At 68.0% G+C, this 17,554-nt stretch carries 16 protein-coding genes; 8 read left to right on the forward strand and 8 right to left on the reverse strand.

All coding sequences use genetic code 11. The features are described 5' to 3' along the window. The 3 genes from MFF58_RS22180 to MFF58_RS22190 form a co-directional block, all read left to right on the forward strand. A partial coding sequence (locus MFF58_RS22180) for a Crp/Fnr family transcriptional regulator (protein WP_238291148.1) occupies positions 1-346 on the forward strand: 346 nt, incomplete at its 5' end. Then, positions 343-591: a hypothetical protein gene (locus tag MFF58_RS22185; RefSeq protein WP_238291149.1), complete on the forward strand. Its 249-nt coding sequence runs from the start codon at positions 343-345 to the stop codon at positions 589-591. The genes MFF58_RS22180 and MFF58_RS22185, both read left to right, overlap by 4 nt. An 82-nt stretch (positions 592-673) precedes the next feature. Then, positions 674-1,441, forward strand: a complete 768-nt coding sequence (locus MFF58_RS22190; protein ID WP_238291150.1) for a Crp/Fnr family transcriptional regulator — start codon at positions 674-676, stop codon at positions 1,439-1,441. Between the two features lie 343 nt (positions 1,442-1,784). Here MFF58_RS22190 and MFF58_RS22195 read toward each other — a convergent pair whose 3' ends face one another. Next, complete coding sequence (locus MFF58_RS22195; RefSeq protein ID WP_238291151.1) at positions 1,785-2,189, reverse strand: thioesterase family protein; 405 nt, start codon at positions 2,187-2,189, stop codon at positions 1,785-1,787. 487 nt (positions 2,190-2,676) lie between these two features. Between MFF58_RS22195 and MFF58_RS22200 the strand changes: the two genes are divergently transcribed. After that, entirely contained in the window at positions 2,677-4,572 is a 1,896-nt protein-coding gene (locus tag MFF58_RS22200; protein WP_238291152.1) for a potassium transporter Kup, read from the forward strand. Positions 4,573-4,721: 149 nt separating this feature from the next. On the opposite strand, the gene MFF58_RS22205 is transcribed toward MFF58_RS22200, so the two are convergent. The 4 genes from MFF58_RS22205 to MFF58_RS22220 are packed head-to-tail and all read right to left on the reverse strand — an operon-like array spanning position 4,722 to position 8,302. Next, the gene (locus tag MFF58_RS22205) at positions 4,722-5,318 is read right to left on the reverse strand and encodes a class I SAM-dependent DNA methyltransferase (protein ID WP_238291153.1); all 597 of its coding nucleotides are present in this window, start codon (positions 5,316-5,318) and stop codon (positions 4,722-4,724) included. Continuing rightward, positions 5,315-6,457: an acyl-CoA dehydrogenase family protein gene (locus MFF58_RS22210; RefSeq protein ID WP_238291154.1), complete on the reverse strand. Its 1,143-nt coding sequence runs from the start codon at positions 6,455-6,457 to the stop codon at positions 5,315-5,317. Before MFF58_RS22210 ends, MFF58_RS22205 begins: the two co-directional genes overlap by 4 nt. Before the next feature lie 14 nt (positions 6,458-6,471). After that, positions 6,472-6,981 (reverse strand): DNA polymerase ligase N-terminal domain-containing protein, encoded by a 510-nt coding sequence (locus MFF58_RS22215; RefSeq protein WP_373323373.1) that lies wholly within the window; start codon positions 6,979-6,981, stop codon positions 6,472-6,474. After that, positions 6,974-8,302 carry a glycosyltransferase family 2 protein gene (locus MFF58_RS22220; RefSeq protein ID WP_238291155.1) on the reverse strand — a complete coding sequence of 443 codons (1,329 nt, stop codon included), beginning with the start codon at positions 8,300-8,302 and terminating at the stop codon, positions 6,974-6,976. The genes MFF58_RS22215 and MFF58_RS22220 overlap by 8 nt, the downstream gene beginning before the upstream one ends. Between MFF58_RS22220 and MFF58_RS22225 the strand changes: the two genes are divergently transcribed. The 4 genes from MFF58_RS22225 (at position 8,301) to MFF58_RS22240 (ending at position 15,217) form a co-directional block, all read left to right on the forward strand. After that, positions 8,301-9,509 (forward strand): MFS transporter, encoded by a 1,209-nt coding sequence (locus MFF58_RS22225; protein WP_238291156.1) that lies wholly within the window; start codon positions 8,301-8,303, stop codon positions 9,507-9,509. The two genes, MFF58_RS22220 and MFF58_RS22225, sit on opposite strands and share 2 nt — an antisense overlap. A 19-nt stretch (positions 9,510-9,528) precedes the next feature. After that, positions 9,529-10,806, forward strand: coding sequence for an MFS transporter (locus MFF58_RS22230; RefSeq protein ID WP_308445471.1), 1,278 nt, complete (start codon positions 9,529-9,531; stop codon positions 10,804-10,806). A gap of 588 nt (positions 10,807-11,394) precedes the next feature. Continuing rightward, positions 11,395-12,792, forward strand: coding sequence for a cytochrome P450 (locus MFF58_RS22235; RefSeq protein WP_243987641.1), 1,398 nt, complete (start codon positions 11,395-11,397; stop codon positions 12,790-12,792). Continuing rightward, positions 12,782-15,217, forward strand: coding sequence for a putative bifunctional diguanylate cyclase/phosphodiesterase (locus MFF58_RS22240; protein ID WP_238291158.1), 2,436 nt, complete (start codon positions 12,782-12,784; stop codon positions 15,215-15,217). The genes MFF58_RS22235 and MFF58_RS22240 overlap by 11 nt, the downstream gene beginning before the upstream one ends. Before the next feature lie 241 nt (positions 15,218-15,458). On the opposite strand, the gene MFF58_RS22245 is transcribed toward MFF58_RS22240, so the two are convergent. The 3 genes from MFF58_RS22245 to MFF58_RS22255 all read right to left on the reverse strand — a co-directional run bounded on the left by MFF58_RS22245 (position 15,459) and on the right by MFF58_RS22255 (position 17,480). Then, entirely contained in the window at positions 15,459-15,785 is a 327-nt protein-coding gene (locus tag MFF58_RS22245) for a hypothetical protein (protein ID WP_238291159.1), read from the reverse strand. A 116-nt stretch (positions 15,786-15,901) separates the two neighbouring features. Continuing rightward, entirely contained in the window at positions 15,902-16,204 is a 303-nt protein-coding gene (locus MFF58_RS22250; RefSeq protein ID WP_238291160.1) for a DUF3862 domain-containing protein, read from the reverse strand. Positions 16,205-16,268: 64 nt separating this feature from the next. Then, the gene (locus tag MFF58_RS22255) at positions 16,269-17,480 is read right to left on the reverse strand and encodes an efflux RND transporter periplasmic adaptor subunit (protein ID WP_238291161.1); all 1,212 of its coding nucleotides are present in this window, start codon (positions 17,478-17,480) and stop codon (positions 16,269-16,271) included. Positions 17,481-17,554: the final 74 nt, after the last annotated feature.

Raw genomic sequence — 17,554 nt, forward strand, 5'->3', positions numbered from 1 at the left:
CGCCACGCTGGTGGACGAGGCGACCCTGCGCGAGTGGCTGGTCAATGTCGGCCGCCGCTCCGCCGAGGAGCGCATCGCGCACCTCATGTGTGAGCTCTTGCTGCGGCTGCGTGCGGTCGGCCGGACGGCCGGCGACGGCTACGCCTTGCCGATCACCCAGGAGGATCTGGCCGACACGACCGGCCTGACCAGCGTGCACGTCAACCGCACGCTCGGAAGCCTGAAGCAGCGGGGGCTGATCGCGCTGTCCGGGCGGCAGCTGCGGATCCTGGATCTGGCCGGCTTGGAGACCCTGGCCGAGTTCAAGCCCAACTACCTGCATCTGGGCGGGAGGGATGCTGCATGAGCCTGCAGCTTCAGCCCGTGCAGGTTGCCACGGGCAGCGAGGACCAGGAGAGCCAGCTCGTGTTCCACGAGGGGTTTCTGGTCGCGATCCTGGTTCGACTCTCCGACCTGCATGAGACGGATGCCGGGAAGTGGTTCCTGGAAGCCGGGTTCGGCCGGGTCACCGACATCTCGGGTCCGACCTTCGCCGACATCGACGAGGCGCAAGCCTGGATCTGCGCGCGTCTTGGATCGTCGGGCACCTGAGCTGCCGCAACGTAGACGGGCGGCGGTACGTTGAGCTCTGACCGCCGAAGCATGGTGTTCTCACGCGAAGGGCAGGCACGTGATGACCGGATCGCTTCACCCGCCCGACACGCATCCGTTCGTGCGCAAGATGGAGAGCATCGCCCTCTTCCCCCTGTCGCGGGAGGAGCGGGCCGCGCTTTGCGCCCTGCCCATGCATGTGGCGCGTTTCGACGCCTACCAGGACATCGTGCGCGAGGGCGACCGGCCGTCCCGCTGCTTCGCCCTGCTGGAGGGCTTTGTGGCCGCCTACAAGACGACGCCGTCAGGCAAGCGTCAGGTCATGGCCTATCACGTCGTCGGGGACGTGCCGGACCTCCAGAGCCTGCACCTGAAGGTGCTCGACAACAGCATCGCGACCGTCAGCCCGAGCCGGATCGGCTTCGTGGAGCACGACGCGCTTCGTGTGCTGTTCCGGGAGCAACCGAAGCTGCTGGAGGTGTTCTGGCGCTCGACGCTGATCGATGCCGCCCTTGTCCGTGAATGGATGCTCAACATCGGACGCCGCGAGGCCTACACGCGCCTGGCCCACCTGTTCTGCGAGCTGATCACGCGCCTAGACGCCGTCGGGCTGGCCCCTGAACGAACCTGCGCAATGCCCATGACCCAGCCCGAGCTGGCTGACGCGCTCGGGATCACACCGGTCCATGTGAACCGCACGATGCGGGATCTGAAGGCCGCCGGCTTGGTCACAGTCCGTGGCAGGCGGCTGACGGTGGAGGACTGGGAGGGGCTGAAGGCGGCGGCGGAGTTCGATCCGGCCTACCTGCATCTGCGCAGCGAGGACGGCGCTAAGCTTCCGACTTCCTGAAGGTGGACGCAGCTCAGCCCGGCAACACGCCGTTCGATCGGCGATCGCCGTGCTGATCGCCGGCATGAAACCACGCTGTGTAGCCCGCGCGGCTCGATCATCCGCCGCGCCGGATCGAACAGGTCACAGGCGAACACCATCGAGGCCCGGGAAGGCCCGAAGCGAGAGCGGAGACGACGTCCGCGTCCCTGCATCGCCGTCCATTGCCGTCCCAGCGCGGACCGGTGAACGACCACCCGACTGAGACTTGCGGCGCTCTCTCGACGCCAGCGGGCTCTGCCCGAGAGGGACATGCCCGCGTCGGAGCGGATCCGCCCCGAACGCGGGCAGGCACCCACACGCGCTATGATGAGGCGGGCCGCTTGTTGGCGAGACGTTTCTCGAGGCGCTTCAGGTCGATCACCACCCGCTCGTGCGTCCCAGTCCCGATCTGCTCGGCCTCATCCCAGGCCGCAACGCGGAATTGGATCTGACGTCCCGTGACGCCCACGACCTCGGCCTCCGCTCTCACCCGGTGCCCGACCGGGGTCGCCGCCATATGGCTCACGTCGACCTTCGTTCCGATGGCGCTCTCGCCGGGGTCGAGGAACTGGCGGATGGCGTTCAGAGCCGCGTTCTCCATCATCAGGATCATCATCGGTGTGGCAAAAACCGGCGGCAAGGTGCTGTCCTTGAACTGGCTTGCCAAATGTGGGGGACGGACCAGCATGGCGAAGCTGCCCCTCGTGCCCAACGGGATGTCTTGCATACGCGCGCTCCAGATCCGCTCCACCCTACCGGTTTGAACCGCCGAGCGCGCTGGGAGAACCGCACAACCGCCGGCCGGACTTCGCCGGGAGCGGCCGGTCCGCTCCGGAGCAGTCTCGCCGGGAAAGCGGACAGCCTCCTCCCGTGCGTGCGGCCGTCATGCTCGCGCGCGGGGGCCGCGCTGAGCCGTTGACGCCGGGTCGCCCTTCGCCAGAATCGCTGGACACCTGCTGGTGCCATCGAGTCCACATGATGCGACCCGGGTCGAGTCTCAGAGCCGCCCACCCCGAGCGGGACCCGAGAGGCGGGATGACTGAACCTTGGCTTCAACGATCGCCTGAGCTCTACTGCAAACAGCGATCCGCCCGCTGTCGAGCACGATACCGTGTCGTGCGGAGGAGCCGGTCGGGCTTTGCTGGGGCATGCGCCTCGTTCGGCGTTCGACACCGAGACGGCCTCTCAGCGGCCCACACCCGACAGGAAGCCCGATGATCTCCTCCGCCGGCGCTGTCTCGACCCCGGCCGCCGCTAAGCATCCGGTGCGACCTGCCCTGCTCCTGGGGGCGCTCGGGGTGGTCTTCGGCGACATCGGCACGAGCCCGATCTACGCCTTCCGGGAGTCGTTGAAGGCTGCCGGTGAGACCGCTGGCGAGGCGACCGTATTCGGTGTCCTCTCGATGGTGTTCTGGGCCGTCCTCCTCATCGTCGCCCTCAAGTACGTCGTGTTCGTCATGCGGGCGGACAACCAGGGCGAAGGCGGCACCATGGCGCTCCTGTCGCTGGCATTGCCTGTGGCGGGGAGACTGCGGCCAACCCTGGCCATCATCGGGCTGGCGGGCGCTTCCCTGTTCTTCGGTGATGCGATGATCACGCCGGCCATCTCGGTCCTGAGCGCGATCGAGGGACTGCAACTCGTCACTCCGGTCGTCACGCCCTACGTTGTGCCCATCGCCGCAGTCGTTCTGATTGGTTTGTTCGCGATCCAAAGCCGCGGCAGCGGCCGCGTCGGCTTCCTGTTCGGCCCCGTTATGGCCGCCTGGTTCCTGACCCTGGCGCTGTTCGGGCTGTATCACCTCCTGCAGCAGCCGCGCGTGCTCCTCGCCCTCGATCCCCGCTACGCGCTGGCCTACGTCGGCGATTCTGGGGCATCGAGCACCTTCGCCGTGCTCGGCTCGGTCTTTCTGGCGCTCACCGGCGGCGAGGCCCTCTACGCCGATATGGGCCACTTCGGTCGAGGCGCTATCCGGATCAACTGGTTTGCCTTCGTGCTGCCTGCGCTGGTGCTCAACTACCTCGGCCAGGGAGCCCTGGTCCTCACTGACCCCGCTGCGGCCGCCAATCCGTTCTTCCTGCTGTTTCCCGGCTGGCTGCTCGCCCCCTTCGTCGGGCTCACGACACTGGCCACGGTGATCGCCAGTCAGGCGGTCCTCTCCGGGGCTTTCGCTCTGGTGCAGCAAGCGATCCAACTCGGCGCCATTCCTCGGCTCGAGATCCGGCAGACCTCCGAGGAGTCCATCGGACAGGTATACGTGCCGCAGCTCAACTGGCTCTTGGCCGCCGTGGTATTGGGTCTCGTCTTCGGCTTCCGCTCGTCGGACGCGCTCGCCAATGCCTACGGCATCGCGGTCGCTGGCGACATGATGGTGACCACGCTCCTGGTGACCACCGTTGCCAACGGGCTCTGGCGCTGGCCGCCTTACTTGGTCTTTCCGACGGCCGGCCTGTTCTTGATTCTCGACCTGACCTTCGTCGGTGCCAACGTCCACAAAATCCCGGCCGGGGGCTGGTTTCCGCTCCTGGTCGGCAGCGTAGCGCTGACGCTGATGCTCACGTGGCGAAAGGGCCGAGAGATCGCGTTCGAGCGGCGCGACAAGGATGCCGTCACGATGACGGATTTCATCGCCGGGCTCGATGGACCGGACGCGCCGATCCGGATGCGCGGCACTGCCATCTATCTCACCAAGCAGACCCAGATCGTCCCCGCGGCGCTGGCGCTGAACGTCCGGCACAATGGCGTGGTGCACGAGCGCATCGTGATGCTGAAGGTGACGACGGAGCGCGTGCCGCATGTTTCTGAGACGAAACGCGTGACGGTTGAGCCGTTGCCATCAGGATTCAGCCTCGTCTGGCTGACGTTTGGGTTCGCCGAAAAGCCCGATGTCATGGCGGCGCTGCGGCTGCATCGCGACGTGGTTGGAGTCGATCCGGACACGGCCTCGTTCTTCATCGGGCGGGAGAAGCCGGTCCCGTCGCTGCGCCCAGAGCTGAGCTCTTGGCAGGAGCCGCTCTACGCCTTCATGGCCAGAAACGCCGTGCGCTCACCGGACTACTACCGCATCCCGCCGCCCCGCGTCGTCGAGCTTGGAACACAGGTCGAGATGTAGGCGACTGAGCCTTGAGCACCGATAACCGACCGCACTCGTCGACGGCGCCCGAGAAAGGGGTGCGGGGCTCCTTCCGTGGCCGATGGCCGCCATCCCGCTCCACGCATTCAAATCTGAGGCGCGGCCTTTCGCTGCCTTTCAGAAGTCCGTCAGTCGCAACTCCCTGATTGCACCAAGACGTCGAGCCGATACTTGTCATCCCTGCCTTGGTGGGTGACGTACAAGAAGGTTCCGGCATCGTGGATGAAATACTCGGCCGCCTCATCGCCGGAAAGCGGGTAGTGCGTCTCCCCCGTCCAGTGCACCAGCACGACGACCCCACCCGGCTTCAGGCTCGTCCGGACACGCTCCACCAGCCGCGTCACGTCGCCGGCGTCGAGGTAGTAGACCACCTCCGACAGTACGATCAGGTCGAACAAGCCCGGCGGCCATTGTCCCGGCACCTGCGCGATCTCGAAGCGGACATGCGGCAGGCTACGGCACCGGTCGCGCGCCTGCGCCAGGGCGAGTTCCGACAGATCGAGGCTGACGAGGGCGTCGCAGCGCTGAGCCAGCCTCTCGGTCAGCACCCCGATGGAGCAGCCGACTTCCAGGGCTGAGGCGTATCGGTCTCGCGGCAGCGCGTCGAGCGTGGCGGCGTACTTGGCGTGCTCGTAGGCGCTGGTGGCGAACTGCCAGGGATCGGGATCGGCGGTGTAGCGCTCGTCGAAGTAGCTCGGCGGCAGGGAGGCGGTGTGCCGGTTCATCGTGCGTCCCACCCCTCGAAGAGGTCGCCGGCGCTGCCGCCGGCTCCCAGGATCTCGGCCGCCGCAGTCGTGAGGGCCCGATCTGGTGCGGGCTGACGCAGGTAGGTGGCGAGGTCGCGGGAGAGCCGCTCCAGCGGGTGTTCGCGCAGGAAGCCCTGCAGGCCGACCGAACGCTGGGCGAGCTGCAGCACTTCGAGGCCGGCTTTCTCGACGGCCAATCTCGCCAAGTTGACGAAAGCGACCACGCGCTCCGGTGCGAGAGCGTCCTCCGTGACGGTCAAGGCTGCGCGTTCCACCCATTGTCGGGCGCCTTGAACCGCGATGGCGCCCTCGCCGAAGCGCGCGAGCTGGTGCGGGTCGTCACCTCGGCCGGTCGCCGAGAGGTGGCCCCGCCAAGCATCGAACACGGCCTCGATGCCCCCGAGCTGTACCGCTGCGAACCGCCATGCCCCGCCCGAGAAGGCGGGCTGCCGGTGGTAGTCGTCCCATCCGCCCAGGATCTCGTCCTGCGTGATGGCGATGCCCTCGAAGTCGACCGTGCCGGTGGCGGACGCCCGCATCCCGTGGACCCGCCAAGCCGTCAGGTCGGCGCGGCTCCCGGGGCTCAAGGGCACGACGAGCATCAGCGGCGGTGTGCCCGGCTCACGCTTGACGGTCACCAGGGCGCGGGTGACGAAGCCCGCCCCAGAGGCGAAGGATTTCACGCCGCGGAGCCGACCATCCTCTCCCAGCTTCAGGCAATCGCCGGGTGGGTCGGTGTTCCAGACGCCGAACAAGTGCCCCTTCTGAGCGTCCGCGAACAGCCGTGTTCGTTGAGCGGGGGTACCGTATCGGGCGACGAGCTGGACCGCGTTGACGTGGCCCTCGTATAGGCGGCCCAGAGCGAGGCTGCCGTAGCCGACCACGCGCAGGACGTCCGCGAGTTCGCCTGCCCCCGGCTCTTCGCCGAGGCCCATGCCGCCTTCAGCCGAAGGCACCGGTGCGGCGAGCAGGCCCAAACGGGCGAGGTCGGCGACATCGTCGGCCGGGAAGCCGCCGTCACGATCCTCGGCTTCCGCCCGCGTCGCGGACGTCGCGGCGACCTCACGCGCCGCCATGACGGCATCGTAGGCCAGCTTGGATGGCGTCCTCTGGTCCATGTGCCTTCCTCCTGTCAGGCCGCTGCGGCGGCAATCTCCTCGGCCGTGCGACCGGTCGCAACCGAGCGCGGTCGCTCGTCCAGGATGTCCGGCGCTCCGGGCTGGCGCGCCGCCGCGTCCTGAGACTTGATCAGGAGCCAGGAGACATGCCGTTCGCGGGGCCGAGGTTTCATCCGCATGAGGCGCCACCGGCCGGCCAGCTTCTCGCCGTGCAGCGTGAAGGCGAGCGATCCCGATGCGAGCGCCGCAGCGGGGTTGCCGTCCGGTTCCCAGGTGCCGCGGTCCCACAGCAGCACGACGCCGGCCCCGTAGCTGCCCGGTGCGATCACGCCCTCGAAGTCGGCGTAATCCATGCCATGGTCCTCGACCGCGACCGCCAAACGACGCTCGCCCGCGATGAGACTCGGTCCGCGCGTCACCGCCCAGCTCTTGAGGACGCCGCCGAGTTCCAGGCGGAAATCGTAGTGCAACCGGCGGGCGGCGTGCTTCTGCACGCGGTAGATCAAGCCGCCGCCATCAGGCATTGCCGGGCCCCTCGACCGACGTCGCGCCCAACCGACCCACGGCACGCGCGTTCTTGGATGCACCACCGCGGAGGAGGTTTTCCGTCCCCCGCATCAGGAACAGGACCAAGCTCGCAAGGCGGATGTGCTTCGGAAGCTCCCGCGGGCGAAGCGGCCGATAGACGAGGTGAGGGCTCGTGAACTCCACCGCGGCCAGGACAGCTCCGAACGCAGGCAGCCGGACGATGGCCTGCGCGTCGCCCGCCCGGATGCCGAGCCACGGCGCCCAATGCCGTGTGTGCGTCAATCGCCCGGACACGGAGAGGTGCCGAAGTCGACGGCGCCAAGCGAACCGGAACAGCGCACGCGGCAGTGGCTCAAGGCGCGGGTCGCACGGGCTCTCCGGCACCGCGCAGCGCAGCTTCATCGTGTCCGCTGCGCCGCCCGGCGCCCGCCCGTCGAGCCGGCCGGAGGTGACGACGAGGATATCCGGATCGTGCCGCACCCGCGCGTCACTCGACAGCAGCGACGAGACGAAGGCCTTGTCCTCGCCAACCGCGAGCGGCGGCATGCCGCCGACCTGCCGGTAGGTGGCGTGACGAACCGCGAGCGTGGCACCCGAGGTCGTCCAGTGCCGCGGCCACGGATCATGCGCGAGAGGGTTGAGCCGCGCCTCGATCTCAGTGAGCAGCGTCTCGTAACGACCCTCCAGCGCCCCGCGCGCGTGCAGGGCGGCGGGAAGGCGCGCGGCATCCGTCGCGTCGAGGGCGATCTTGCCGGCCACGGCGTCGGCTCCGGCCCTGATGGCGTCGAGGTTGCGGGCGACCCAGTCAGCCGGCACCCGGCTATCCGCGTCCGTTGTCAGGATCACGCCGTCCGGTGTGCCGCTCTCCTCCAGCCACGCGGCTGCCGCCTCCATGGCCTCCCGCCGGGCCCAGCCGGCATTCGCGCCCGCGAAGATGCGCTCGACGATATGGATCGGCACGCCCAGCGTCGGCCGCAGGGCTGCGACCACGTGGGCGGTGCCGTCCGTACAATTGTTGAGGAACAGCACGATCCCCAGTCCGCTTCCCCGGAGGTCTTCCTGCTGATCGAGGGCCCGCAGGCAAGTCTCAATACGCTCAGCTTCGTTGCAGGCTGGGATGGCTACAACAGCCTGTAGGACCTGAGCTGCCCCGCTCCCGACTTCGCGGGAGAGCACCAATTGTACAGTATCGGACAACGTGCACATCTCCGACCGGTCGCATCGCGACTGTCGGCGACCCGAGAACAACGTAGGGCGACGCTGCGCCACTACCTGGGGCTGCGACATCGCACACACGGACCGGAGACCGAACTCCATGCAGCCAGCCGCCAGCCTCGGTGCCTTGAACTTCGCCCTGGCCGGCGCGCGCGAGGGCTTCGGGCCGTTTCTCGGCGTGTACTTGCAGAAACAAGGATTTGACCCGGCCGCCACCGGCTTCGCCATGGGCCTCGCGGGCTTCGCTGGCCTCCTCGCCACGACGCCGGTCGGCGCGCTGATCGACCGGACGGCGTACAAGCGTGCCGCCCTGGCGGCCGCCGTCCTCGCCATCGCCATGGGCGCGGTCGGCTTGGTGTCTACGAACAGCCTCTGGCTGATCGGCCTGTCGCAACTCCTCATCGGCGTTGCCGACACCAGCATCGCCCCGCTGGTCGCGGCCGTCACGCTCGGCATCGTCGGGCAGAAGGCTTACGGACACCGGGTCTCGCGCAACGAGGCGTTCAACCACGCCGGCAACGCCGCCAATGCCGCGTTGTCGGGCGTGCTCGGCTACACGCTGGGGCTGGGCTACGTGTCCATCGCCATCGTGGTCATGGCGGTCGCCTCGTGCGGCGTCCTGTTCACCATCGACAAGGGCAGCATTGACCACGGCACGGCGCGGGGCGGCGCGCAGGATGAGCGCTCGACGCTGCGCGTTCTGTTCGGAACCAAGCCGTTGCTGATCCTGGCGGGCACTGTCTTCGCCTACCAGACCGCGAACGGCGCCATGCTGCCGTTCCTGGCGCAGGCGCGCACCGCGGCCGGCGCGGACCCGAGCCTGACCACCGGCGTCATGACCGTCGTCGCGCAGGCCACGATGGTCGGAGCCGCGCTCCTCGCCGCCCGCGTCGCGAAGGGGCACGGGCACGCCAATGTCCTCTCCATCGCCCTCGGGCTCGTCGTGGCCCGCGGCATCCTCGCGGCGTTCGCGACATCCTGGTTGCTGGTCATCCCGGTCCAGATACTCGAAGGCTTGGCGATGGGGCTCGGCGGCGTCGCCATCCCGGCCCTCGTGGCCGAGATGATGGAGGGCACGGGCCACGCCAATGCCGGGCTCGGCGGTGTCATGACCGCCTACGGCGCGGGTGCGACCGTGAGCCCGCTGCTGGCCGGTCTCGTCGCGCAGTACCTCGGCTTCGCGGCGTCCTTCCTCGCCCTCGCGAGCGTCGCCGGCGCCGGCCTCCTCGTGTGGATGGTCGGCCGACGGTTTCTGGGCAAGGAACAGCACACGGGTCACACTGAGGAGGCGTCTGCCGAGCCGGTATGACGGTCCGGGAGCGGATGGCATGGATGCGCGGCCTGAACCGAGCACCTCGAATGCGTTGGCCCGAGCCCTGACGGGCTCCTTCCCGGCCTTCGTGCTGCTGCAGGGCGCGCTTTACGCCGCCTACGGCACGGAGTCGCCGTTCCTGCCGAGCTTCCTCGGCGAGCGGGGCCTGACGCCGGGCGAGATCGGAATCGCGCTCGCGGCCGGGACTCTGATGCGCCTCGGCGCAGGCCCCATCGCCGGTCATCTCGCGGACCGCTACGACGCCGCCCGGGCCGTCCTCGCGACGGCGGCCGCGGCGGCGGGGCTGATCTCCTTCGCCTACCTCGCGGGCTTCGGCTTCTGGCCCCTGCTGGGGGTGAGCGTGCTGCACGCCAGCGCCATCGCGGCCTTGGCACCGCTGGCCGACGCCCTCGCGCTCTCCGCCGCTGAGCGGGAGGGCACCTTCTCCTACGGCTGGGTCCGCGGCGCCGGCTCGGCGGCGTTCGTGCTCGGGACCCTGTCCTCGGGGCTGCTCGTCGCTCAAGCCGGGCTGGCGAGCATCATCGTGTCGAGCGGCGTCCTGTTCCTCGTCATGGCGATCGCGGCGGCCCGTGTCCCGGCGGCTCCTCCACGCGATGTGACGCCGAGCCTCGGCCGTGGCGGCATCCGCGAACTCCTGGCCCTGGCGCCGTTCCGGCGTATGCTCCTCGTGGCCGCGCTCGTCATCGGCAGTCACGCGCTGAACGACGGCTTCGCGGTGATCCGGTGGCGCGAGGCCGGCATCGGGCCGGGCACGATCAGTCTGCTCTGGTCGGAGGCGGTCGCGTCGGAGGTGCTCGTCTTCGTGCTCGCCGGTCCCTGGCTGCTGGAGCGTCTGGGCGTCGCCCGCGCCGCGCTCCTTGCCGCAGGGCTCGGCGCGCTGCGCTGGTCGGCGATGGCCACCACCGCCTCCGTCCCCGTGCTGGTCCTGATTCAGCCGCTGCATGGACTGACATTCGCGCTCCTGCACCTCGCCGCCATGCACCTGATCACCGCGACCGTGCCGGAACGCCTCTCCGCCACCGCTCAAACCCTCTACGGCACGCTGGGACTCGGCATTGCCTCAGCGGTGATCACGGCGGCCGGGGGGCGCTCTATGGCCGCCTCGGCCCGGGTGCGTTCTGGGCCATGGCAATCCTCTGCGTGCTCGCTCTACCGCTGGCGATCGGCTTGCCACGCGCCTCCAAGGCCATCGGATCGGTGCCGTAAACCGGCCTTCCCATCGAGGGCTGATCGATGCATCTCGGCGGACGTTCGCTCGTTCCCCAGGAACTAGCCGCCGCAGCAGGAGGCGCGCGGACTGGCATGGCTTGTCGAGCGCTGGCCTTACGTGACCAGCCCATCCACCGGTCGCCGCTTGGCGACACCGTCCCCCGGCTCGGGCCGCTTCGTTCCCATCCGTCCGTCCTCGTCCGGGACCGGAAGCCATGCGTCAGAGCGGGGCCCTGCAACGGGGACGGATCGGACAAGCATGGTGAAGCTACCCTGTGCGCCCGCTGGGATCCGTTGCGCAGGCCTCCTCCAGATGCGCATCCCCTTGACTGATTTGGACCACGAAGCGCCTGGGGAGCAGCGCAGAGCTTGCGGCCGGAGTGAGCCCAAAGCGGAGAGTCCGGTCCAGAAATAGTGCGGTCGACGATTATCATCGGGCAGAGGCTGCTGCCCCTGTCTTCGCGAAACTTCAGATCGGGGCGCACGAGCTTGGACATGAGCCACTAGCAACATACGTTTGGCTGTTTGGTGATATCTCCTTAAGGATCGACCTGATTCGAACAGCAGATCCGATGTTATGACACGCTTCAACCAGGCAAAGTTGTAGAAACTTAACGTCAGGCGTGGATGCTGGGCCGGTGAGGTTTGCCGCATGACATCCGTAGGCACGTTCAGGGTCTGTGAGCCGGGCGGGATCCCGTTCCGGGAAGCTTTCGCCGAAGCGATCGCGCTGCCGTCCGTGCTCGCCACGATGCTGCGCAGCCTGATCGAGGCGTGGCCGGACGACGTCTACTCACAGCCGCTCGTCACAACGCGCTTTCTGGGCAGTCGGACGACCTACGTCTGTGATCCGCGCCACATCCACAGCTTGCTGGTCGATCACGCCGGCGCGCTGGAGCGCGAATCCTTCATGCTCCGCGCGCTCGGGCCCGCCCTCGGATCCGGCATCCTGACTGCCGACGGATCTCACTGGCGGGGACAGCGCAGAACATCGGCCCCGATGTTCCGGCCCGACCGCGTGCGCGGCTTCGTGCCGGTCATCGCCCAGGCTGCACAGGACACGCGCGAGCGGTGGCTGAGGGAAGGATCGGCTTTTGGGGAACGCGATATCCTGCCGGAGATGATGCGGACGACCTTCGACGTCATCGTGGCGACGATGGTGTCCGGGGACAGCCAACTGAAGGTCGAGCCTTTCGGGCGGGCGATCGACACCTACCTCGGTCAGACCACTTGGAAGATCGCGCTGGGCATGCTGAATGCCCCCGACTGGACCCCCCATCCGGGCGCGCGAGCGGGCGCCGCGGCAGCGCGCTATCTGCGCAGCGAGGTGGCTCGAACGGTCGCGCGCCGCCGCGAACGGGGGGAGCCGGGCACGGATCTTCTCGGCCTGCTCCTGCAAGCGCAGGATCCCGAGACGGGCCAAGCTCTGTCGGACGAGAGCCTTGTCGACAATCTGCTGACCTTCGTGGCCGCTGGCCACGAGACCACGGCGCTCGCGCTCACCTGGACGTTGCGGATGTTGGCGGAGCATCCGCAGATCGAGCAGCGCGTGCTGGCAGAGATCTCCGGCCTCGACCAGGATCCCGCCGTCGATCCCGATGCTGCCGACCGGCTCGCCTATACGCGGCAGGTCGTGCTGGAGGTGCTGCGCCTGTATCCACCGGCGCCCTTGATCGTCCGACGCGCGACGGCAGACATCCGCCTGGGAGACAGAATCGTGCGGGCCGGCGAGTCGGTCCATGTCCCGATCTATGCGGTTCACCGCCATGAGCTGCTCTGGAACAGGCCGCAGATGTTCGATCCCGACCGCTTCGCCCCAGGGGCGGCGGCTTCGCGCGATCGCTACGCGTTCCTGCCGTTCGGGGCCGGGCCGCGCGTCTGCATCGGCATGGGCCTGGCGTTGACGGAATGCCTCGTGATTCTCGCCACCCTCCTGCCGGCGTTCCGCTTCGTACCTGCGAAGGCTGAGATGCCGCCCTCACAGTTTCGCGTCACGCTCCGCCCGAAGGGCGGCATGCCAATGAAGATTGTTCCGCGTCATGCCCTTTGAACGTCTTCGCGAAAGACGCGGCAAAATCGGAGCACCTGACCAACTGGCTGGAAAAACCACCTCGCTCCTCGCCAGCGTCCGCCATCTGGACACGGTCGAGGGCTTGCCGGCCCGGTATCGCCTGCAGGTGCGCGCCGGCCTCCTCGATGAGACCTTGAAGCTGGCGAACTACTCGGCCGTGACGCACCTGATCATAGCGGGAGCAGTCACATGGTTCTTCTGGAACTCGGCGCCGAAGAGCTATCTTGTCGGCCTGCTCGCAGTGATCGCGGTCACGATCGCGGCGACGATCCATACGAATAGGCTCTACCGTCGCGCCTACGCGGACGCGGTTTCGGAGGAAGGCGTCTCGCGCGGCTACAGGGTCGCCGGCCTCCTCGCCCTCGTCTTGGGATTGGCCTGGGCGACCATGCCCGTAATGCTGTTCGCCCCTGCGGACAGCAACGAGCGGTTGCTGGTTGTCGCCATCGCGGCCGGCCTGATCTCAGATGTCTATGTCATCGGCCCGCTCCTGTCGGTCTCCTTCCTCTTCGCAGTCCCGGTCATTCTCGGCAGCTTCTTCGGGCTGGCGCGCTGCGGGGAGCCGATCGCGCTGAGCATCTCACTCCTGCTCCTGGTCTACTCGACCTTCGTTGCGCTCAGCGTGACCCGCATGAGCCGCCTGTCCCGCGAGCGCATCCTCGACCGCGTCCGGGTGCAGGATCAGGGTGAGACCATCGGCCTGCTGCTCAATGAGTTCGAGGAGAACACGAGCGACTGGCTCTGGGAGACTAACGAGTGGGGGACGTTCCAGCACGTCTCACCGCGTGTTGCCGAAGCGCTCGGCTGCACGGTCGAAGCGCTCCAGCAATCGTCAATCGAAGTGGTGCTACGACAAGGCATTGAGGCCCGGAGCGACGCCGATCAGACCGAGGACATCCTCGAGCACCTGCGACAAGCTCGGCTCTTCCACGACCATCTCGCCGAGATCAAGACGCCCAGCGGTTCCCGCTGGTTCAGGCTCTGTGGCAAGCCGTTCCACGATCAGAGCGGCAGCTTCGCCGGCTTCCGGGGTGTCGGTTCCGATGTGACGGAGAGCCGGGAGGCTGAGGCCCACATCGCCTATCTGGCCACGCGCGACGCCCTCACCGGACTATCCAACCGGGTCGCGTTTCATGAGGTCACCTCGATCGCCTGCGCCGCCGCGGTCTCGGACCCGCAGGCCGCGCCGGCCAGCCTCCTCTATCTGGACCTGGACGGATTCAAGGCCGTCAACGACAGGGCCGGTCACGGCACCGGAGACCTTCTCCTGCAGCAGGTCGCCGAACGCCTGCGCTCCACCGTCGGGGCGGAGGCGCAGGTGTTCCGGCTCGGCGGCGACGAGTTCGCGATCGTGCATCGCGGACGGAGGCCGGCGGAGGCGGAGGCGCTGGCCGAAGCGGTCGTCGCGGCTCTGTGTGCGCCCTACACCATCGACGGCATGCGGGCCGAGATCGGGGTCAGCGTCGGCATCGCGCACGCGCCGCAGGATGCGATGAGCACCGAGGATCTGTTGCGCAAGGCTGACCTCGCGCTCTACAGCGCGAAGGAGGCCGGGAAAGGCCGGTGGCGCAGGTTCGATATCGATCTCGATCGGCGCGTTCACCGCTGGCGGGAACTGGATGTCGCGATGCGCGCCGGGCTCGTCAACGGCGAGATGGACCTGCACTACCAACCGCTCGTGAACTTGCAGGATGGAGAGGTTGTCGGGTGCGAGGCGCTGCTGCGGTGGACGCGGACCGACCATGGCGTTGTCTCACCGGCAGAGCTGATCCCGATCGCCGAGAGCACCGGTTTCGTCATTGCGATCGGGCAGTGGGCGCTTCGCAAGGCCTGCGCTGAAGCGCTGAACTGGCCGAGTCATATGCGCGTCGCGGTCAACATCTCGTCGTCGCACTTCCGGCTGCCCGACTTCTCGCGAGAGGTCGAGGTGCTCCTCGGCGAGATCGGCTTGCAGCCGCAACGTCTCGAGATCGAGATCACCGAATCCATCTTCCTGGTCAACACCACCCACGTGCTCGACAATCTTCGGGCACTGCGTTCCCTCGGCGTGCGGATCGCGCTCGACGATTTTGGAACCGGATACTCATCGCTCAGCTACTTGACTCAATTTCCGGTCGACAAGATCAAGATCGACCGGGCGTTCGTGCGCGACCTGAGCAACCGGCCCGAGTGCCTGGCCGTGATCAAGGCGGTCATGGTGATCGCGCGCGATCTGAGCATCGACGTCACCGTGGAGGGGGTCGAGACCGAGCAGCAGGCGGAGCTCCTACGGGCGAGACGCTGCAATTCCGCTCAGGGCTTTCTGTACAGCCCTGCTCGTCCATCTCAGGAGGTGCAGGGGCTGATCGACAGCATACCGCAGAACATCAAAATCACGCGGCGATCGAGCCGCCACGCAGCCTGAAACAGTCTCTCGGCAGCATGTCGTCGTCGTACCGGAGCGTTCAAACCCGCGCACGCGGCGACGGCGGCGCGGTAACGTGAGGAACGGCCGGAATGACCGCTTCACCGCATTGGCGACGCGGGGAGGGGCCGACGCGGCGGTCCTCATGTTGCAACGGCACCGCAAGCCTGCACGTGCCTGCGCTATCGATTGCAACTTCGCCGGGATGTCGGCGCCTATATCGGCCAAGCCAAGACCGAACCTACCGCATGTTTTCGGGCAGATGCTGCATGGGATTCGCGCGGCTCGGCGCGCCCTGACCCTGCGCCGCCCCCTGCGGCCGCATCACCTCGGTCGAAGACTGGATCGCACGGGGGGGAGAGACCTGACCGCTGCCGCTGCCTCGTCCGGATTGATCCCGATCCGGCGCTGTCGGCATCGTCCCCGGCGTCGGTTGATCGATCCGGCTCTGCGCTGACTGGGCCAGAGCGGGCGCGGGCACGGCGAGGCCACCCGCCAAAGCGCCCAGGATTAGGCCGAGGCCGAGCGGATAAGTGCAGACAATGGCCGTGACGGATTTGGCGGGCATCGCTTGGTCGTGTCCCTTCGAAGGGCGCCTGTGCATTCACGCCACGCCGGCAATGCGTTGGCGCCACCGTCGTTCCCTTCGCTTCAGGGCTGGATACTCGGATCGTGCCGGCGCTCTCAGCGCAGTCCGAGCTGCGACTTGCTCGTGAGCCGACCGTTGCGGAAGGACAGATTCAGGTTGGCCCCGGTGCTGCCGGTTCCCCGCCAGGAATACGTCGACCGCTGAACTGTGCCGATCTCCATGTGGGTTACCCGTCGGCCCGGGCAGCCGAGGATCTTCACCGCCCGGCTGTAGCGGGTTCCGTGCTTCAGCGAAGCGTAAGCGTCCCGGGTGACGCGACAATCGGCCGAGCGAGCGGTGGCGGGTAGGCCGCTGACACCGAGGAGAAGTGCGGCGAGGGCAAGACGAAGATTCGACATTGGGAACGGTCCCGTGACGATGGAATCCGATGCGGCGCGCCCGGAACCGCAGGGCGCGTCGAGCTCAGCCGGGCTCGCCCGTAGCGGGAGCGTCCCCGGGGCCGAGCTTCTCGTCCGGCGCGATCTCCCCCGCCGGCCGGGCAACCACCTTCAGGTTCTGCCGCATCTCCTGGAGGTGATCGACGACCACTTGGTCGCCATCCGCGAGCCCGTCCAGGATCGCCGTGTTCTCGCCGTAGGTGTCTCCCGTTGTCACGGGCTTTTGCTGGACCGTGCCGCCGGCATCGACCGCATAGACGATCTGTTGGGCGAGCTGCGAGTCGAGGGCGGCGGTCGGCACCAGGAGCCTCTCCTTCGTGCCCGTCCGGATGCTGGCGCGGACGAACTGGCCCGGCAGGAAGCGCTCGTCGTGGTTCGGCATCAGGGCCCGGACCAAGCGGCGGGCCGTCCGGGGATCGAACCGGTTGTCGAGCTGGTAGATCCTGGCCTCGCGCACCGGCTTCCCGTCCTCGCCGAGCACCGACACGGTGACGCCCCCGTCCCGCATCGCCGCCCGGACCGCCTCTGAATCCTCGGAGGACAGGGCCATCTGGATGTCGATGGGATCGAGCTGGACGACGGAGACCAACTGCGTCTGGTTCTCGATGACGAGATCGCCGGGGTTGATGATCGACAGGCTGGCACGCCCGTCGAAGGGGGCGTTCACGACCGCGTAGTCCAGGTTGAGGTTCTGCCGCGCGATGGCGGCCTCCGCCCCCTGCACCTGGGCGACGGCCGAGGTCCGGTTCGCCTGGAGCTGCTGGAACCGCTGCTCGGTAGCGTAGCCCTTGTCGGCGAGCGTCTCGGTGCGGTCCACCTCCGCCTGGGCGAACGTGAGTTGGGCCTGAGCCTGGGCCTGCTGGGATTTGGCCGTCTGCAGCGCCACGTCGAAGGGTCGGGGATCGATGCGGAACAGCACCTGACCCTTCTTGACGTGGCCACCCGGCTCGAACGGGCGCTCCGTCACGTTGCCGGTGACCCGCGCCTGCAGAGTGGCATCCTGCTGGGCGATGATCGTTCCGGTATACGTGACGGCGATCGGGACCGTCACCTTGCGGACGGTGATGACCCGGACTTCCAGCGGCGGCTCGGCCGGCTCCTTGCGCGTCTCCCTGCCGAGGAAAGGCAGCGCGGCGGCGATCCGCTCCGGCGAGGGACGTCCGGCCCCGTACCAGCCCCCCGCGCCCGCAAGGACGATCAGCCCCGCTCCCACACCAACCTTGACTGCTGTCCGCACCGTTGACGCTCCCGAGACCGACGGCTCCGGCCTCCGCGATCGCGAGCGTCCGGCGGCAGAGGAACACGCTTACC

The sequence above is a fragment of the Methylobacterium longum genome (assembly GCF_022179385.1).
In the GTDB taxonomy this organism is placed as follows: domain Bacteria; phylum Pseudomonadota; class Alphaproteobacteria; order Rhizobiales; family Beijerinckiaceae; genus Methylobacterium; species Methylobacterium longum.

Coding starts and splice junctions, on each gene's coding strand:
- MFF58_RS22185 (WP_238291149.1), top strand. CDS start 343: ATGAGCCTGCAGCTTCAGCCCGTGCAGGTTGCCACGGGCAGCGAGGAC.
- MFF58_RS22190 (WP_238291150.1), top strand. CDS start 674: ATGACCGGATCGCTTCACCCGCCCGACACGCATCCGTTCGTGCGCAAG.
- MFF58_RS22195 (WP_238291151.1), bottom strand. CDS start 2,189: ATGCAAGACATCCCGTTGGGCACGAGGGGCAGCTTCGCCATGCTGGTC.
- MFF58_RS22200 (WP_238291152.1), top strand. CDS start 2,677: ATGATCTCCTCCGCCGGCGCTGTCTCGACCCCGGCCGCCGCTAAGCAT.
- MFF58_RS22205 (WP_238291153.1), bottom strand. CDS start 5,318: ATGAACCGGCACACCGCCTCCCTGCCGCCGAGCTACTTCGACGAGCGC.
- MFF58_RS22210 (WP_238291154.1), bottom strand. CDS start 6,457: ATGGACCAGAGGACGCCATCCAAGCTGGCCTACGATGCCGTCATGGCG.
- MFF58_RS22215 (WP_373323373.1), bottom strand. CDS start 6,981: ATGCCTGATGGCGGCGGCTTGATCTACCGCGTGCAGAAGCACGCCGCC.
- MFF58_RS22225 (WP_238291156.1), top strand. CDS start 8,301: ATGCAGCCAGCCGCCAGCCTCGGTGCCTTGAACTTCGCCCTGGCCGGC.
- MFF58_RS22220 (WP_238291155.1), bottom strand. CDS start 8,302: ATGGAGTTCGGTCTCCGGTCCGTGTGTGCGATGTCGCAGCCCCAGGTA.
- MFF58_RS22230 (WP_308445471.1), top strand. CDS start 9,529: ATGGATGCGCGGCCTGAACCGAGCACCTCGAATGCGTTGGCCCGAGCC.
- MFF58_RS22235 (WP_243987641.1), top strand. CDS start 11,395: ATGACATCCGTAGGCACGTTCAGGGTCTGTGAGCCGGGCGGGATCCCG.
- MFF58_RS22240 (WP_238291158.1), top strand. CDS start 12,782: ATGCCCTTTGAACGTCTTCGCGAAAGACGCGGCAAAATCGGAGCACCT.
- MFF58_RS22245 (WP_238291159.1), bottom strand. CDS start 15,785: ATGCCCGCCAAATCCGTCACGGCCATTGTCTGCACTTATCCGCTCGGC.
- MFF58_RS22250 (WP_238291160.1), bottom strand. CDS start 16,204: ATGTCGAATCTTCGTCTTGCCCTCGCCGCACTTCTCCTCGGTGTCAGC.